Here is a 16,224-nt window from a genome sequence, read left to right as displayed (position 1 = left end):
ATAAAATAAAGTTTTAAAGGGGTTGTGTTTGGTGAGTAAGCGAATGAAAATGATGGGTGTGCTTTTTTTAACTCTTCTTTTTGTCTTCTTTTTTTCTACAGGTAAGGTGGCAGCAGAGACTTCAATAAAAAATCATGGTAGAGTAACAACGCTCCAAAGTAGAGGTGGCGCAGAGTTAGAAGCTAAGTATAGCTATACTCCTAAATTTATTGTAGGGAAGACAAGAGTCGAAGCGTACGATAAAGATGGAAAAGAAGTTGATCGAAAAACGATTAATGACCAATTCTTTAAAGGAGAAGGTGTTTATTTTAACTCTGCGAGAGGTACAGTTAACGAAGGAACTGTCATCTATCGTAACATGGGAGAATACGAAGGGAAAAATGTAAACATTCGTCTGAAAATGAGCTCGACTTCACCAAAGGTAGCCGTTGGAACGGATGAGAATACCTTTTTGATGACGTTTGGTTTTAGTTCTCAACACAATGGAGAAAAGATTGATGTATCATTAGAATTTTTTGATGATGAGGACCAAGCCATCGAGTTAAGTGGAAACTGGACATTTTCTGCGGTAAATGGTTTTAAAAAGCTACGATTTAAAGAGAATTTCTTTGATAAAGCATACGTTTTATCAAATACTAAAATTAAATACAATTTGAAAGAGGAACTTATTGAATTAATAGGTGAACAATCTGGTGATATCAATGGGGACCATACCTATCTGACGATGGCTTTTTCAAAACAGTCTTTTTTTGATTATAGTTATGAATGTGTCAATGCAACGACGTATGCAGTCCGCTTTGATCCAACGTCCTTAGCCAGTATCCCTGAGTTACCTTTATTTGTAAAAGGGGAAATTATCCCAGGACAATACAGAGAAAATAAGCGAACTCTTTTTACTTATACGCAACGTGTACCTTACACAGATAAAGTGGATTATTTAAAGAGTTATCAACTATCAGTACCATTGGATCCAGCCATTGAAAGAATAACAAACTTTCTTTCTGATGTGACCATTACGGACAGTTTAGGAAAAAATAGAAAAGCAGATTTTGATGTAATGGTGATATCAAATAGGTTAGAAATCAGGGCAAAAGCAGCTGTTTTAACTGAACCTCGTTTTTATGATAAAATCTATGAATTTAGTTTTGCGGGGAAAACGGCAGACAAAGATTATTTTCGAACGATTAAACTGCCACTTGAAGGGACTGTGACCTTTGCGAGGAACAAAGCCGTTTGGAAAATTTTTAAATCAACTTCAAACAAGGCAGAAACGGTTTTAGAATCATCAACAGCAGGAGACGTGACTTTAAATTTAGAAAGAGAATTAAAACATTTAAAGTTTACGGATGTTGTTGTTAAAGACAAAGTAGATTTTAAGTATGAAGCACTTGATATTAAATATCCGAGTAATTATAACATTCACTTTACAGAAGCATTTATTACTAAAAATAAATGGAATATTATAAAAAATGAAAATAATGCGAAAGGAATGAATTCACTTACATTTGGGATGAAATCTGATCCTAACTCTAAAAAAAATGATGCAGCAACAATCAAGGAATTTTTAAAAGATAATATTTATTTTGAAGTAGATGGAACGTCAGAAAAAGCAACGAAAGAGACCGTTTCAGTTCGTTTGTTAGGTGAGGTAATCATCGAAAGGAAAGGCGAAGACGATAAATCACATTATTATAAATTTATGCCGGATGTCATGCCTTGGTTAGCGGCCTATAATACAGCCAAGAAGGAAAGATACAAGAATCTACAAGGGTATCTTTTAACAATAACTTCAGAAGAAGAACATGATTTTGTTTTTAAAAATATCGCTAAAAATCCAGGGTGGTTAGGCGGTACGCGAATGGTTCAAAAGCAAAAAGGTTCAAGTAAAATGGTGAAAATTATGGATGAAGAAAACTTATCAGAAGATATAACTAAATATGAATTTAAAAGTAAAGAAGCTGAAGCTTGGTATTGGGCAGATGGTCCCGAAGCTGGGCGAAACTTCTTTAGTATTCGCAAATATGAACCGAAAAATCCGTTGAAAGGAAAAATACCAGGCGTTTATGAAGCCTTTAGAAATCCGAGTAATTATAAGGATAAGGATTATTATCAACCTGATAATTCAAACGGGGGTAAGGGCGAGTATGTGTTGCAATTTGCTCAAAACCACACAAAGTATTGGAATGACTTGCATAATGAGTTTGTCAGATATGATGGTAATCTTGGTTATTATGTTGAGTTTTCTGAATATGGAGATCAAAAAGAAGACGAATTTGCTTATCAAACAACGTTGGTCTTGGCTGAAGCAGATATTCCTAAACCCGTTAGGTTTCACTATCGGTCAACGTCAGGCAAGACTCTAAAAGAAAGTAAACAATATGGAGGAAACTATAAAATAGGCAACGCGGTCATACCGCCGGGAGAGCCAATACTTAATCACTATGAAGATCCGGTGTCATCTCATCCTTCTGGGATTATAGGTAGTGCTACTCCAATCGATATCGTTTATACTTATGAACCAACAAAGTATAAAGTAACCTATGATGCTAATGGAGGTACCGGAAATATTCCAGCCCAAGAATTTACAATTGAAAACGAAACGGTGAAGCTAGCAGGTGGGAATGCCTTTAGTCGGAAAGGTTATCTGCAAACCCGTTGGCAAGCAGAAAAAACAAATCCAACCACTTTTTATGATTTTGATCAGACCGTAAAATTCAATTTGAATAAGGGAGACGTAACTCTCTATGCAGATTGGAAAGAACATAATGCTGAAGTGCAATTTGATTTTTATTTGAAAAATACCACCGGAGAGTTAGTTCCTTTGAAAGATCTCGATGCTAATCAGGGCGTTGTCGGTCCAAAAACGAAAGTCTATCCCGTCCAAACGCCGCTGACTACGATTTTGGCAGACCCATCCATCAAGCAGAATTATAATTACTATCAGCTATTGGAAACGAGATATCAAGTGGGAACGAAACCAGAAACCACTGTTCGGCCAACTGAATTAACGATTGAAAACTTAAGAATTAAGCGTATCTATCAAGGAACATTGGGATTACAAGTACCTAAAGAGTTAACGTTCAAAAGTAAACAACTCTTATCAGCTCCTTTACAAAATATTGAGTTAAATAGTCCAGGTAGTTTAAAAGTGATTAACACTAAAGGGCAAGGTGGAAATTGGCAGGTGAAAGCGGAGTTAGTTAGTATGATGAAACGGGGTGAACGCCCATTGCTTGGTTCCATTACTTATCGTTCATCTAATGGTGGGGAAGCGATAACGTTGCAATCTGGTATGCAAAAAATTGAAACGAGTCAGTCTGATCAGATTGATACCTCATTACCTCTGCAACAAGCGGACAAAGGTCTTCGTTTAAATGTAAAGAGTGGTAATTTATTCGGAAAATACGGACAAGGAATCATTAAGTGGGAAGTTGGCGACTATCCAACACCATAAAAATAAAAGTATCTCTCAAAACGATGATTCGTTTTGGGAGATACTTTTTTAATAAACATTATTTTGTGATAATTTAAAGGCATCGTTAATGTCTTGTGTAGCCGCACTGCTGGCTACCTTTTTGACAAGTTGACCTTGAACGATCAAACGGTTTTCTCCGCTCGTATCACAGGTAACTAAAGTAACAAGTTCTTTTCCTTGCACCTCATCGATGACTTCAACACGTGTTGGTTCTACGTATTCTTTCATCGTAATGGTATATTCATACACATAATCTAAATCAGTTAAATAAATTGTTTGTCCGAGTTCAACACGGACAAGCGGAGCAAAAAGTAAGGAAGGATCGTACATATAATGACTAGCTAAACCATAATTTCCTTTTCCCATTTGTTGATCTTCTTTCATCGTTCCAGCTCCAACAGCAATAGAATAATTAGAAATCCCTTTAAAAATCGGCAGATTGAGTTCAACGCTAGGAATGGCAATTCCACCAATCACATTCATATCGGCTGTGTTGCTTTTAGATTTAGTTACTAAACCTAGGTCGAGAGATTCAACTTTATCAAAATCAAAGGTAGCTTCTTTTTTCTCGTTTTTCTTAACATCCGCTGCTGAGTATTGATGGATTTGATATTTTTTTGTAGAATCTTTCACCATTAAGTTTTTGATTTGGTTATTAAAGACTAAAGCAAGACCAACCATCAATAGAACAACAATTATTAAATTTAAAAAAATATTTTTAATCACAGTTCCTACTGATTTTTTTTGTTTTTTATTTCTACGGGAACGACTGGGCATTTTAGAAGTTTGTTTCTTTTTTTTGATAATCATTACCCCCTTTCATTAGTAATAATATCATACCATAGACAGCGCTATTTGAGGATATTTTAGCTTCAAAAATGATTAAATTAAAGGAAATAAGATAAGGAAGGAAGATAACGTGTTTCTAATATCTTTCCATATTACATAAGTGTTTCGAGTAAACGCTTTACGAGGTGTTGTTGTAACATAAACTTAATTTTAGAGATGTCATTTTACTAACTATAAATGAAAAAATAATGGTATAGTTAGGTTAGAGAAGTAGAAAAGTTATGAAAGAGAGGTGATAAGTGTTGCGAAATCGTTTGTATATTCATTTGGATGGCATCAGTAATTCAATATTATCTAAGGGAATCTCACATGATGATTTCCATCGTTACACGAGGCATCGCCCGAGTAATCTCTTATTACTGAATCCAAATGACAGAGAAGGTGAGTATGAAACTCACACTAACTTTCGTGTTATCCGTAGTGAAGAAGCAGTAGAGCGTTATTTTAATTTAATCAAAACACGTGAGGATAAGGAAGTTCGTTGGATTGATTTTGCTGATTATGATGTTTTAGCTCGGTTAACAGCGAATGAAATAGCTGAATTATTGTATTTTGGACACATGAAAATGCAACTTAGATCTCCTTTTTTTTATAAATTACAAAATAATTATGCTTTTTTTAATGTTAACGATTCTTTGTCCAAAATGTATTTTAGAAATATTGAAGAATTTTATATTATTCTTTCAAAAAAAATGACGCAAGTAACGACGCATAAAATAAATTTAAATAATTCTTTTTTTCGTCGTCGTCAAACCATTTCTGAAATACCACTAGATTTGATTGAACAACTGAAGCCTCTGATGCAAGAAGGAATCGTTTTTGATTTTGAGCAAATGGGCTTGAAATCAAGCACCTATCAAATTCCCATTTATGTCGTTGAGGATAATCTTCGAAAAATAGATAAAGATTGTTTTCAATCTGAAGAGAAAATCGGTCGGTTGATTTATGATGGTAAACGTCAAGAATGGCAAATTGAAAAAGAAGAGTATCAGTCTCTTTTTATGCAACAATAAAAAAATGATGGAACATGTCCTCTCGTAGACTTAAGCTGAGAGACATGTTTTTTTGTGAAAACAATATTTTTAAATGGTTATTTTTTGTGTGTCATAGTATTTTTTTTGAAAATACAGTATAATAAATGTCTAAGTGTAAAATCAGGAGGACTAAGAATGAAAATATCATTAATCTATGGTGGAAAAAGTGCAGAGCATGATGTTTCAATATTATCAGCGTTTTCGATTTTAAAAGCAATTTACTATAATTACTATGAAGTTCAAGCAGTTTATATTGATAAATCAGGCAATTGGTTAAAAGGACCCTTATTTAAAGAAGCGCCAAAGTCTGAAGAGGAATTGCATCTAACGTTAGATAATGCTCAACCTATTTCGCCAAGTGACTTAAAAGAAAAAAATACGATTATATTCCCTGTTCTTCATGGACCAAATGGAGAAGATGGAACAGTTCAAGGCTTATTTGAAGTTTTAGATATGCCTTATGTAGGCGCAGGTGTTTTGGCAAGTGCTTGTGCGATGGATAAAATTATTGCGAAACAAATTTTCCAACAAGTGGGTATCCCTCAGTTACCTTACGTCGCTGTAACGAAGCTAGAGTATGAAACATCGGCTCAAGATGTTTGTAAAAAATGTGAAGGAACTCTTATTTATCCAATGTTTGTCAAACCAGCTAATATGGGGTCGAGTGTGGGAATTAATAAGGCAAGTAATCATGAAGAGTTACTAAAAGCGATTGAAGAAGCTTTTCATTATGATCGACGTGTTGTGATTGAACAAGGCGTTGATGCTCGCGAATTAGAGATTGCCGTTTTAGGTAATGATGAAATAAGAACAACAAAAGCTGGCGAAATTGTTAAAGATGTAGCTTTTTACACTTATGAATCAAAATATATTGATAATCAAGTGAAATTACAAATACCTGCAGAAGTAACGGATGAGTTGCATGAGAAAATGCAAAATTATGCTGAAAAAGCGTATCAAGCTTTAGATGGTAGTGGCTTGAGCCGTTGTGATTTCTTCTTAACATCGAATGGAGAAGTCTTTTTGAATGAAATTAATACGTTGCCAGGGTTTACTCCGTTTAGTATGTATCCATTATTGTGGGAAAATATGGGATTAGGCTATAGTGATTTGTTAGAAGAGCTGATTCAATTAGCCAAATTACGTTACGAAAAAAAACAACAAATTAAAATCTACTAATCAAACGTTGACAGGCTGGGAGGCGCAAAGACCCAGTCTGTTTCACTTGAAATGAGGAGGAAGAACAAGTGGAACTAACCGTTGAAGAAATAGCCATAGCTGTTCAAGCCAAACGACAATCTGAAACAGCTAAAAATTTAAAAATTAATCAAATTGAATTTGATACTCGTAAAATTGAAGTTAATTGTCTTTTTGTGCCTTTAAAAGGAAAACGAGATGGACATGATTTTATAGGCCAAGCGTTTGAGAATGGCGCGGTGGTTACTCTTTCCGATCGACCATTAACTGAAGGAATCCCTTATATTGAGGTTGAAGATACTTTAATCGCTTTACAAAGGTTAGCGGCGTATTACTTAAAAAAAATAAACCCGCAAGTCATTGGGATTACAGGAAGTAATGGAAAGACAACGACAAAAGATATGACAGCCTCCGTTTTAGCGACCGGTTATCGGACGTATAAAACACAAGGTAATTTTAATAATCAAATTGGTTTACCTTATACCATTTTACATATGCCTCAAGAAACAGAAATGTTAGTCCTTGAAATGGGGATGGATCATGCGGGTGAGATTGAAGCACTGACAAAGATTGCTCATCCAGATGTTGCTGCGATTACATTAATTGGCGAATCCCATATTGAGTTTTTTGAATCTCGTGCAGGCATAGCGGCTGCTAAAATGGAAATTGCACAAGGGCTTCAAAAGAATGGCTTATTGATTGTACCAAACGATGAGCCATTGCTAGTCCCGTTACTAAAAGAAGTGTTTCAACAAGTCGTAACGTTTGGCCTGGTGCCAGAAGCAACGCTCGAGGGACAGGTAGTATCAGAATCTCAAGCACAAACGTTGTTTCAAACCAATCAATTTGATGAGGTTACTTTTTCTATTCCTGTTTTAGGAACCTATAATGTGAAAAATGCGCTAATTGCTCTTTTGGTGGGACAGTATTATCAACTCTCAACAGAACAGCTGGCTGCTGGATTAGCTCACTTTGCATTAACTAAAAATCGAACGCAATGGTTAAAAACCCCGAATGAAATTGCGATTCTTAGTGACGTTTATAATGCTAATCCTACCGCGATGCGTTTGGTAGTGGATAGTTTTAGTAATCTTGAGTTTGAAGGTAAAAAAATAGTAGTTCTAGGGGATATGTTAGAATTAGGAAAATTATCAAAAGATTTACATGAAAGTGTGGCGCCACATTTAGACCCTGAAAAAATTGACAGTGTCTATTTATTTGGACCAGAAATGCAAGCTCTTTATCAGAAACTACAACCGCTTTATGGTAAAAGCGTTCATCATTTTGGTTGTTCTCAAAAAGATGAAATGTTATCAGAGCTAGTCGCAGTAGGGAAAAAAGGCGATGCTATTTTGTTTAAAGCGAGTAATGGCATGAATTTGAATGAAATAGTTGAAAAAATGTTAGAAATATGTTAGAAAACAGCAGTGAATTGATTGTATAATAAAAGATTATGTGATATTATTATACGAATGCTGTATTTTCAGAAACAAGTTGAGTAACAGCGATAATTAGGAGGATATTATTTGAAATTTAATGAATTAAATTTAGACGCAAATATACTAAAAGCAATTGAAACGGCCGGTTTTGAAGAAGCAACACCAGTCCAAAGTGAAACAATCCCATTAGCACTTGAAGGTAAAGATGTTATTGGTCAAGCACAAACAGGAACGGGTAAAACGGCGGCTTTTGGTTTACCAATGTTACAAAAAATCGATGCAGAGAGCGGAGCATTACAAGGGTTAGTGATTGCACCAACACGTGAATTAGCGATCCAAACACAAGAAGAATTATTCCGTTTAGGCCGAGACAAAAAAGTTAAAGTACAAGTGGTTTATGGAGGAGCTGACATTAACCGTCAAATCCGTGCCCTTAAAAACAAACCACATATTATTGTAGGAACGCCAGGTCGTTTACTTGATCATATTAAACGTCGTACACTAAAATTAGACACTGTTGAAACATTAGTTTTAGATGAAGCAGATGAAATGTTAAACATGGGATTCTTAGAAGATATCGAAAGTATTATCTCTAAAGTTCCAGCAGATCGTCAAACACTATTATTCTCAGCAACGATGCCTGATAGTATTAAGCGAATTGGTGTCAAGTTCATGAACAAACCTGAACACATTCGAATTAAAGCGACGCAATTGTCAGCAAACTTAATAGACCAATACTATGTTCGTTGTAAAGAGTTTGAAAAATTTGATGTAATGACTCGTTTGTTTGATGTTCAAAACCCTGAATTAACGATTGTCTTTGGACGTACGAAACGTCGCGTGGATGAATTAGCTAGAGGTCTAGAACTAAGAGGCTATAAAGCAGAAGGAATCCATGGTGATTTACCACAACACAAACGTATGAGTGTTTTACGTGCCTTTAAAAATAACGAATTAGACATTTTAGTGGCAACAGACGTAGCAGCTCGTGGGTTAGATATCTCTGGAGTGAGTCATGTCTATAACTACGATATTCCACAAGATCCTGAAAGTTATATTCACCGTATTGGTCGTACAGGTCGTGCGGGTAATGAAGGAATGTCAGTTACGTTTGTAACACCTAACGAAATGGGTTACCTACATGTTATTGAAGAATTAACTAAAAAGAAAATGACACCATTAAGCCCACCATCTAAAAAAGAAGCATTTGAAGGACAAATTGGTGCTTCTTTAGAAGATATTAAAGAAATGTTGCAAGAAAACGGATTAGAACGTTACCAAGCAGCAGCAAGTGATTTATTGGAAAACTTCTCAGCTGAAGATATTGCAGCACTTTTAATCAAACAAATTGCTAAAGATGATGCAGCCGAAGTCCCAGTGAAAATCACACCAGAACGTCCATTGCCATCACGTAACAAACGTGGCGGAGGCGGTGGTGGAGGCCGCGGTGGCAACAATCGCCGTAGCGGTGGTAATAACAACCGTAATCGTGACGGTGGTCGTAACCGTGATGGTCGTGGTGGAAATCGTGATCGTGACAACCGAAATAGTAGTCGCAAACGTGATAATAAACCAAGTGAAAATCAAGGAAATAGCAATAGTAATCAAGGAAAACCAAATAATAAACAAAGTCGTGATAAGAGTAGAGGCTTTGTTATTCGCAATAAATCTAACTAGATTGCTCATTGCGTTTGAAATCATGCAAGTTGCGAAAGCGACGCATGATTTTTTTTGTAAAAAAGATTGCTTAAATCTATATGTTGTATTAAAATGATAGAAGTATACAATATATAGTGTGTTGAGAGAGGTGCCAAAAGTTGAAAATATTTATTTCTGGTGCTGTTGGTGTTGGAAAAACGACGTTAGCAGAACTATTATCTAGAGAGTTGGATTTACCTATTTATATGGAAAATATCTCAGATAATGAGTTTTTACCAATGTATTATCAAAATCCGAAACGTTATGCATTGACATTACAAATGTCTTTTTTACAGCACCGTGTTCGTCAAGCTAGAGAAGCGATGCAAACAGATTATTATATTATGGATCGCTCTTTACATGATGATTTACTTTTTTTTAAAGCGATTTATGATTCAGGTAGAACAACACCTTCAGAGTGGACTCTTTACCAACAATTATTTGAATTATTGACGATTGATATTTTTTCTTCTATTGGTTATCAGCCAGATTTATTTATTTTTATCGATGCATCAGATCAAGAAATTTTAAATAGAATAGAGAAAAGGCAACGTTCATTTGAAAAAGTAGAAAATCAAGCTGATTTGGAAAAGTATTTTTTACTTCTTGCTAAAAGTTATCGTGAGTGGATGTATGCTTATGAAGAGAGTCCAAAGTTAATTATTAATAGTGCAGAATTAAATTTTTTAACAGATGAAAGTGCTGAAAAAGAAATTATTCGTCAAGTGAAGGAAAAGTTAAATCTTAAAAGTACTCAAACCTATTTATTTGGTTTATGATTGTTAAGGAGTTAATACTATGTCGAAGGGAATGGAAGAAGTCGTGATTGTTTTAGCAGGCACAATAGGTGCGGGAAAAAGTTCTTTAACCAAAATGATAGCAGCAGAACTTGGTACAGAAGCTTTTTATGAAAGTGTTGAGGATAATGAAGTCTTACCTTTGTTTTATTCAGATCCTAAAAAGTATGCTTTTTTACTTCAAATTTATTTTTTAAATCGCCGATTTGCAACAATAAAAAAGGCGTTGCAACACAAAAATAATGTTCTAGATCGTTCCATTTATGAAGATAGTTTGCTGTTCCATCTTAATGCAGATTTAGGAAGAGCTTCTGAGATTGAAGTTAGAGTATACGATGAACTTTTGGATAATATGTTGGAAGAACTGGAAAATTTTCCTTCTAAAAAACGTCCGGATTTGATGATTCATATTAAGGTTTCATTTGAAACTATGTTGCGTAGGATCGAAAAAAGAGGTCGTTCTTATGAACAGATTACATATGATCCTTCTTTATATGACTATTATCAAGAATTAAATCGTCGCTATGATGAGTGGTTTAAAGAATTTGACATTTGTCCAAAATTAGAGATTGATGGAGACCAATTTGATTTTATTGAAGAAGAAGAGGCTGCTAAACAAGTCATGGTTCAGATAAAAGAAAAATTAGCCGAACTTGGAAACCTAGAAGAAGAGCCACAGTATACCTCTGATAAAAATCAAGTTCGAGGGATTTTTTAGATGAAGTGAAAGAGGTGGTCAATTGATAAAAGGAGTCGGGATTGATTTGGTTGAACTGGAACGAATGCAACAAATTATAGAAAAGCGTCCTGCCTTTATTCGTCGTGTTCTAACAGATTCTGAGTTTGTTATGTATGAAGAATGCGGTCCTAAACGTAAGGTGGAATTTTTAGCAGGTCGTTTTGCTTGTAAAGAAGCTTTTTCTAAGGCTTATGGAACTGGAATTGGTAAAGAAGTGACTCTGCAAGGCATTGAAGTTTTAAAAGATGAAGCCGGCCGACCGATTGTGACGAAATCGCCATTTGAGGGAAACGTTCATGTTTCGATAACGCATACGGATCAGGTGGCAATGGCTCAGATTGTTTTAGAATATCTTTGAAAAGGTATGGCGATTAGGAGGTTCTCCTAGTCGCCATTCTTTTTGTTTTTAGACCTCTCTAGGGTTATTCTGTTCAATTTTGGGGAGATAGGTTAAAATAAAGAGAGTGGCAGTAAAAAGTCAAAAATAAAAAGACTTGGTTAATTTACCAAAGTCTTACTTACTCGCAAAAACATGACGTGAAAAATCAGGATTAATCAGTGATATTTTTTTGATATATTGAGCAGAAATCATTTTGACTTGATTATCTTTTTGAAGTTTGACAACTAAAGATTCAGGGTTACTTGGATGTTGATAAAGGCGTCCTACAAGTGTTTCGTATTTGTCGGCTTGTTTAGCTTTAGCTAAATCTTTGTACTGAATAACGACAATACTTTTTTGAGCGATGGCTTGGTTGATAAGTTTAAAAATATGTTGACGACGCTCTTTTTTAGCAATATCATCATCTAAAAAAGTTGCTAAGAAACGTTGAGAAGATTCCGAAAGAAACTGTTTAAATTTGTTAGGTTGTGGATGTTCTGGATTGAAATCCACCGAATCCTTATCTGCCATAGTTTAGCCCCCTTTGTCTATCTATATTGTATTATACGAAGTCAGGAAGAGCTAGTCAAATGAATTACGATGAAATTAGGAGGAAAAATTGATGTTAAAAAAGCTATATCTCTCACAATTGTTGAATAAAGAAAAACAATTAGTTGAAATGACTCTTTGGCTTCCTTTCGCCCCTTCTAAGAATCAAGCTTGGAAAGTATTTTTAAAACGTTTAAAGACGGGAGAAACAGCCCATTTTTGCTATGGTTATTGGGAAGAACAAGAGTTGATTGCAATTGTAGATGGTTATTGGAAAGAAGATTTATGTGAAATTACGAGTAGTTTCGTGTTAAAAAAGCACTTTAGTTGGTCTCGTTTTTTCAAACTGTGCGCAGCAGTTGCAAGAGAAAAAAGAAAACAAAAAATTAAAATGACGTTACCAAAACCACTTTTAATCGAAACTACTATTTTTTCAGAATACGATTATGTTATCGTTGAAGAAAAGGAAAGGTTTCATTTTATCCAAACGTTGACGTATCGAACGGGCTTAGTTTTGGGAGGAGGCGGAGCGAAAGGTTCTTATCAAATTGGGGCTTGGAAAGCATTGCGTGAGCTAGCGATTGTTCCGTCGGCTGTCAGTGGTACATCCGTCGGCGCATTAAATGGTGGATTAGTGGTTCAAGATGAGTTTGAAACGGCGAAAGAAATGTGGGAAACGCTTCAAACAAAAGATATCCTTAATTTACCACAAGATACTCCTTTTGAAACGTACGAAGCAGATGAATGGGTGCGTCACGCTCGACTTTTAACAAGGTCTGCGTTGCGCTCAATTGGTGTTGATACTACGCCATTGAAAGAACTCATTTTAAAAAAACTGTCTCCAGAAAAATTGATCGCTAGTCCAATCGATTTTTATTTAGTGACAACGAACGCCTTAGGTTTTTCAGAAGTAGTCATTAATAAAAAAGAAGTGACGGAAGAAGAACTACCGCAATGGTTTTTGGCCTCCTCTTCTTTTTTTCCAGCGATGTCTGCTTGTAAAATAAAAGGTGACTATTATATTGATGGTGGTTATCGTAATAACGTGCCGCAAGATGTGTTAGAAAAACCAGGAATTACGGATTTAATTGTGATTGATGTCAGTGGACCTGGATTTAACAAAAATATTAAACCAACACTAGATTATCCGATTCTTCATTTGAAAAGCAAATGGGGATTAGGCAGTGTCCTTTTATTTGATACGGAACGTGCAAAGTGGAATATGGAATTAGGATATCTAGAAATGATGAAAGTCTTAGGACAATTGGAAGGTGACCGTTATAGTTTTCTCGAAGAAAATTTTAAGATAACATTAAAACAATGGGATACTAAATTTTATGGTTTTTTAAAACAAAAGCTTCCTTATCTAGGGTGGACTGAACAAGAATTCAAACATAAGCTATTGATTGAATTGGCGAAGCAAGACCTTGTTTTGGAACGTTTTATTTTGTATTTATTAGAAAAAGTAGCAGGTTATTGTCAGTTAGAACCAACAGTAGCGTATACAATAGAAAAAATGATGGCTCTGTGTTTGGTTTATTTGGATAAAAAAGAAGTGCCTCAAGTGAAGCGTTTGAAGTCAATGGGGGAATGGATTGATCGTTATATCCAAGATTCGGCAATCAAGACACAACAACACTTTTTTTGGGAAGCTTTGGATATCCTAAGAGAACAAAAAGAGCCGAAGCAAGAGTTAAAACAATTATTTAATTATTCAATGACTTTAGGACTTGAAGTTTTATTCTTACTTTATATAGAAAGGTGTTTAAAAAATAATGGCAGATAAATTTTCATTTGAAATTATTGAAACGATTGGTATTTTATCAGAGAATGCGAAAGGGTGGCGTAAGGAACTAAACTTGGTGAGTTGGAATGAGCGTCCTCCTAAATTTGATCTCCGTGATTGGGATAGCCAGCATGAGAAGATGGGAAAGGGAATTACCTTAACGAATGAAGAGTTTAACGAATTGAAAAAACTATTTAAAGAAATGTAAAGAGAGTAGGCGTTAATGAGCATGAAAAGTATGACAGGATATGGTAAAGCACTTCATCACGGTGACGCGTATGATATTGTAATTGAATTGAAAGCTGTTAATCATCGGTTTTTAGATATTGCGCTTCGGATGCCCAAAGAATTCAATGCGTTAGAGCGTCCCTTAAAAAAGCAGGTCAAGGAAAAAATTGGTCGGGGTCGAGTGGAGTGTTTTATCACAGTATCTAAAGAAACAGGAGCAGGCGGGCAAGTTCGGATTAACTGGCCTTTATTAGATCAGTTAGTTGAGGAATTAACACAAGCGGAAAAAACACGCTATCTTGGTACCTCTTTTTCAGCACAAGGTATTTTAACAAGCGCTCTCCTTCAAGAAAATTTATTCGAGGTACGGGAAGAAGAGCTACCTGCAGAAGCGTTGACAGAAGATTTACAAGCTGTTTTTGCAGAAGCGTTGACATTATTTGATACCAGTCGCTTGGCAGAGGGAACAGAAATTAAAGAAGTTTTAGCTCAATATTTAGGCTCAGCCAAACAAGCTGTGAAAGAAATTCGCTTAGAGCAAGAAAATTATGAAGCCGATTATCAGAATAAATTGTTTGATAAAGTTCAAGCTCTTGTTTCGGGTCCAATTCACGAAGAACGACTTTATACAGAAGTCGCTTTATTATTGGAAAAAGGCGACGTGAGTGAAGAATTAGAACGCTTATTTATTCATTTAAATCAAACGACGATCCTATTGGAAAAAACGGGTCCTGTTGGTAAAGAAATCGATTTTCTAATTCAAGAAATGAATCGTGAAACGAATACAATAGGGTCGAAAACGACCTTAGTTGGAGTAAAAGAAAAGGTTATTTTGTTGAAAACCTTGATTGAAAAGATGAGAGAGCAGATTCAAAACATTGAATAACGGCTGTTTTAAAAAAGTCTGCCCTTGATTTTATGGATTCAATACTTGCAATTAGGTGCTAGACGGTGCATTATAGTAATTAAAACAAGAATTTTTGTTAAGGAAGGAAGACAGTATGTCAGAACGAGGGTTATTGATTGTTTTATCAGGTCCATCCGGTGTTGGTAAGGGTACCGTTCGCAAAGCGCTATTTGAAAGTGAAGGGTCAAGTTATGAATACTCTATCTCAATGACGACCCGTCAAATGAGAACGGGAGAAGTTGAGGGAGTTGATTATTTTTTCCGCTCAAAGGAAGAGTTTGAAGGTTTAATTGATTCTGGAAAAATGTTAGAGTATGCAGAATACGTTAACAATTACTACGGTACACCGTTAGATTATGTGAATCAAACATTAGATGAAGGAAAAGATGTTTTTTTGGAGATTGAAGTCCAAGGAGCAATGAAAGTCAAAGAGAAAATGCCCGATGGCGTATTTATCTTTTTAACCCCACCTGATTTTACCGAACTAAAATCAAGAATTGTCAATCGAGGGACTGATGATATGTCCGTGATTGAAGAACGAATGAAAGTTGCTCGTGCCGAAATTGAAATGATGAGTCATTATGACTATGCTGTAGTAAATGATGAAGTTCCATTGGCTGTTGAACGAATTCAAAAAATTATTGCAAGTGAACATTGTCGTGTGATGCGCGTGATCGATACTTATGAAAAAATGTTAAAGGAGTTTTAAATTATGTTATATCCATCAATTGATTTGTTATTAGAAAAAGTAGATTCTAAATATTCGCTGGTGATTTTATCAAGCAAGCGAGCGCATGAACTTGAAGAAGGTGCGCAACCGATGATCGAAACGGATAAATTTGTTTCTGTCAAAAATGTTGGTCGAGCACTAGAAGAAATTGCAGCGGGTGACGTTGTGATTGATCCTGATCCAGAATTAAAAAGAGAATTAATTAGACGCCAAGAAGAAGAAAGAAAAGCGATTAAACGTCGTGAGCATCAAGAACTAGAATCAAGAATTACAAAAGATAATCGCCTTTAAGAATAGCTAAATAAAATAAGGGGTCTGTGACAAAACGTTTTCGTTTGTCGCAGACCTCTATTATTCGTGGAGCATCTACTTCTTTTTAAAAAGGTTAGTATTTGATACAATAAGCCAGAGGAAAGG

At 35.4% G+C, this 16,224-nt stretch carries 15 protein-coding genes; 13 read left to right on the top strand and 2 right to left on the bottom strand.

The features are described from left to right. Window positions 1-31 precede the first annotated feature (31 nt). The gene (locus ACTJFD_RS01775; protein ID WP_442259319.1) at window positions 32-3,454 is read left to right on the top strand and encodes an InlB B-repeat-containing protein; all 3,423 of its coding nucleotides are present in this window, start codon (window positions 32-34) and stop codon (window positions 3,452-3,454) included. A 48-nt stretch (window positions 3,455-3,502) separates the two neighbouring features. Here the strand turns inward: ACTJFD_RS01775 and ACTJFD_RS01770 are convergent, their stop codons facing one another. Next, window positions 3,503-4,285: a class A sortase gene (locus ACTJFD_RS01770; protein ID WP_442259318.1), complete on the bottom strand. Its 783-nt coding sequence runs from the start codon at window positions 4,283-4,285 to the stop codon at window positions 3,503-3,505. 278 nt (window positions 4,286-4,563) lie between these two features. Here ACTJFD_RS01770 and ACTJFD_RS01765 point away from each other — a divergent pair, with 278 nt between their 5' ends. The 7 genes from ACTJFD_RS01765 (at window position 4,564) to acpS (ending at window position 11,586) form a co-directional block, all read left to right on the top strand. Then, window positions 4,564-5,337 (top strand): hypothetical protein, encoded by a 774-nt coding sequence (locus ACTJFD_RS01765; RefSeq protein ID WP_442259317.1) that lies wholly within the window; start codon window positions 4,564-4,566, stop codon window positions 5,335-5,337. Between the two features lie 156 nt (window positions 5,338-5,493). Beyond that, on the top strand, window positions 5,494-6,537 hold the full coding sequence (locus ACTJFD_RS01760; protein ID WP_442259316.1) for a D-alanine--D-alanine ligase: 1,044 nt from the start codon (window positions 5,494-5,496) through the stop codon (window positions 6,535-6,537). A gap of 68 nt (window positions 6,538-6,605) precedes the next feature. After that, window positions 6,606-7,973, top strand: a complete 1,368-nt coding sequence (locus ACTJFD_RS01755; protein ID WP_442259315.1) for a UDP-N-acetylmuramoyl-tripeptide--D-alanyl-D-alanine ligase — start codon at window positions 6,606-6,608, stop codon at window positions 7,971-7,973. A gap of 108 nt (window positions 7,974-8,081) precedes the next feature. Continuing rightward, on the top strand, window positions 8,082-9,671 hold the full coding sequence (locus ACTJFD_RS01750) for a DEAD/DEAH box helicase (RefSeq protein ID WP_442259314.1): 1,590 nt from the start codon (window positions 8,082-8,084) through the stop codon (window positions 9,669-9,671). Window positions 9,672-9,811: 140 nt separating this feature from the next. Beyond that, window positions 9,812-10,471 (top strand): deoxynucleoside kinase, encoded by a 660-nt coding sequence (locus ACTJFD_RS01745; RefSeq protein ID WP_442259313.1) that lies wholly within the window; start codon window positions 9,812-9,814, stop codon window positions 10,469-10,471. A gap of 31 nt (window positions 10,472-10,502) precedes the next feature. Next, window positions 10,503-11,207, top strand: a complete 705-nt coding sequence (locus ACTJFD_RS01740) for a deoxynucleoside kinase (RefSeq protein ID WP_442259378.1) — start codon at window positions 10,503-10,505, stop codon at window positions 11,205-11,207. Window positions 11,208-11,229: 22 nt separating this feature from the next. Further along, entirely contained in the window at window positions 11,230-11,586 is a 357-nt protein-coding gene (gene acpS, locus ACTJFD_RS01735) for a holo-ACP synthase (RefSeq protein WP_442259312.1), read from the top strand. 156 nt (window positions 11,587-11,742) lie between these two features. Here the strand turns inward: acpS and ACTJFD_RS01730 are convergent, their stop codons facing one another. Then, window positions 11,743-12,138 (bottom strand): hypothetical protein, encoded by a 396-nt coding sequence (locus ACTJFD_RS01730; protein ID WP_442259311.1) that lies wholly within the window; start codon window positions 12,136-12,138, stop codon window positions 11,743-11,745. Window positions 12,139-12,229: 91 nt separating this feature from the next. Here ACTJFD_RS01730 and ACTJFD_RS01725 point away from each other — a divergent pair, with 91 nt between their 5' ends. The 5 genes from ACTJFD_RS01725 (at window position 12,230) to rpoZ (ending at window position 16,098) form a co-directional block, all read left to right on the top strand. After that, the gene (locus ACTJFD_RS01725) at window positions 12,230-13,942 is read left to right on the top strand and encodes a patatin-like phospholipase family protein (RefSeq protein WP_442259310.1); all 1,713 of its coding nucleotides are present in this window, start codon (window positions 12,230-12,232) and stop codon (window positions 13,940-13,942) included. Continuing rightward, window positions 13,932-14,150, top strand: coding sequence for a YdbC family protein (locus tag ACTJFD_RS01720; RefSeq protein ID WP_442259309.1), 219 nt, complete (start codon window positions 13,932-13,934; stop codon window positions 14,148-14,150). Before ACTJFD_RS01725 ends, ACTJFD_RS01720 begins: the two co-directional genes overlap by 11 nt. Window positions 14,151-14,165: 15 nt before the next feature. Continuing rightward, a complete protein-coding gene (locus ACTJFD_RS01715; RefSeq protein WP_442259308.1) occupies window positions 14,166-15,056 on the top strand; it encodes a YicC/YloC family endoribonuclease in 891 nt (296 codons plus the stop codon). A gap of 115 nt (window positions 15,057-15,171) precedes the next feature. Further along, the gene (gene gmk / locus ACTJFD_RS01710) at window positions 15,172-15,786 is read left to right on the top strand and encodes a guanylate kinase (protein ID WP_442259307.1); all 615 of its coding nucleotides are present in this window, start codon (window positions 15,172-15,174) and stop codon (window positions 15,784-15,786) included. Beyond that, entirely contained in the window at window positions 15,787-16,098 is a 312-nt protein-coding gene (gene rpoZ, locus ACTJFD_RS01705; RefSeq protein ID WP_442259377.1) for a DNA-directed RNA polymerase subunit omega, read from the top strand. Window positions 16,099-16,224: the final 126 nt, after the last annotated feature.

The sequence above is a fragment of the Vagococcus sp. genome (genome assembly GCF_052102835.1).
Lineage (GTDB): Bacteria > Bacillota > Bacilli > Lactobacillales > Vagococcaceae > Vagococcus.
The sequence above is the reverse complement of the archived record's forward strand: the minus strand, read 5'-3'. Positions and strand labels throughout refer to the sequence as shown.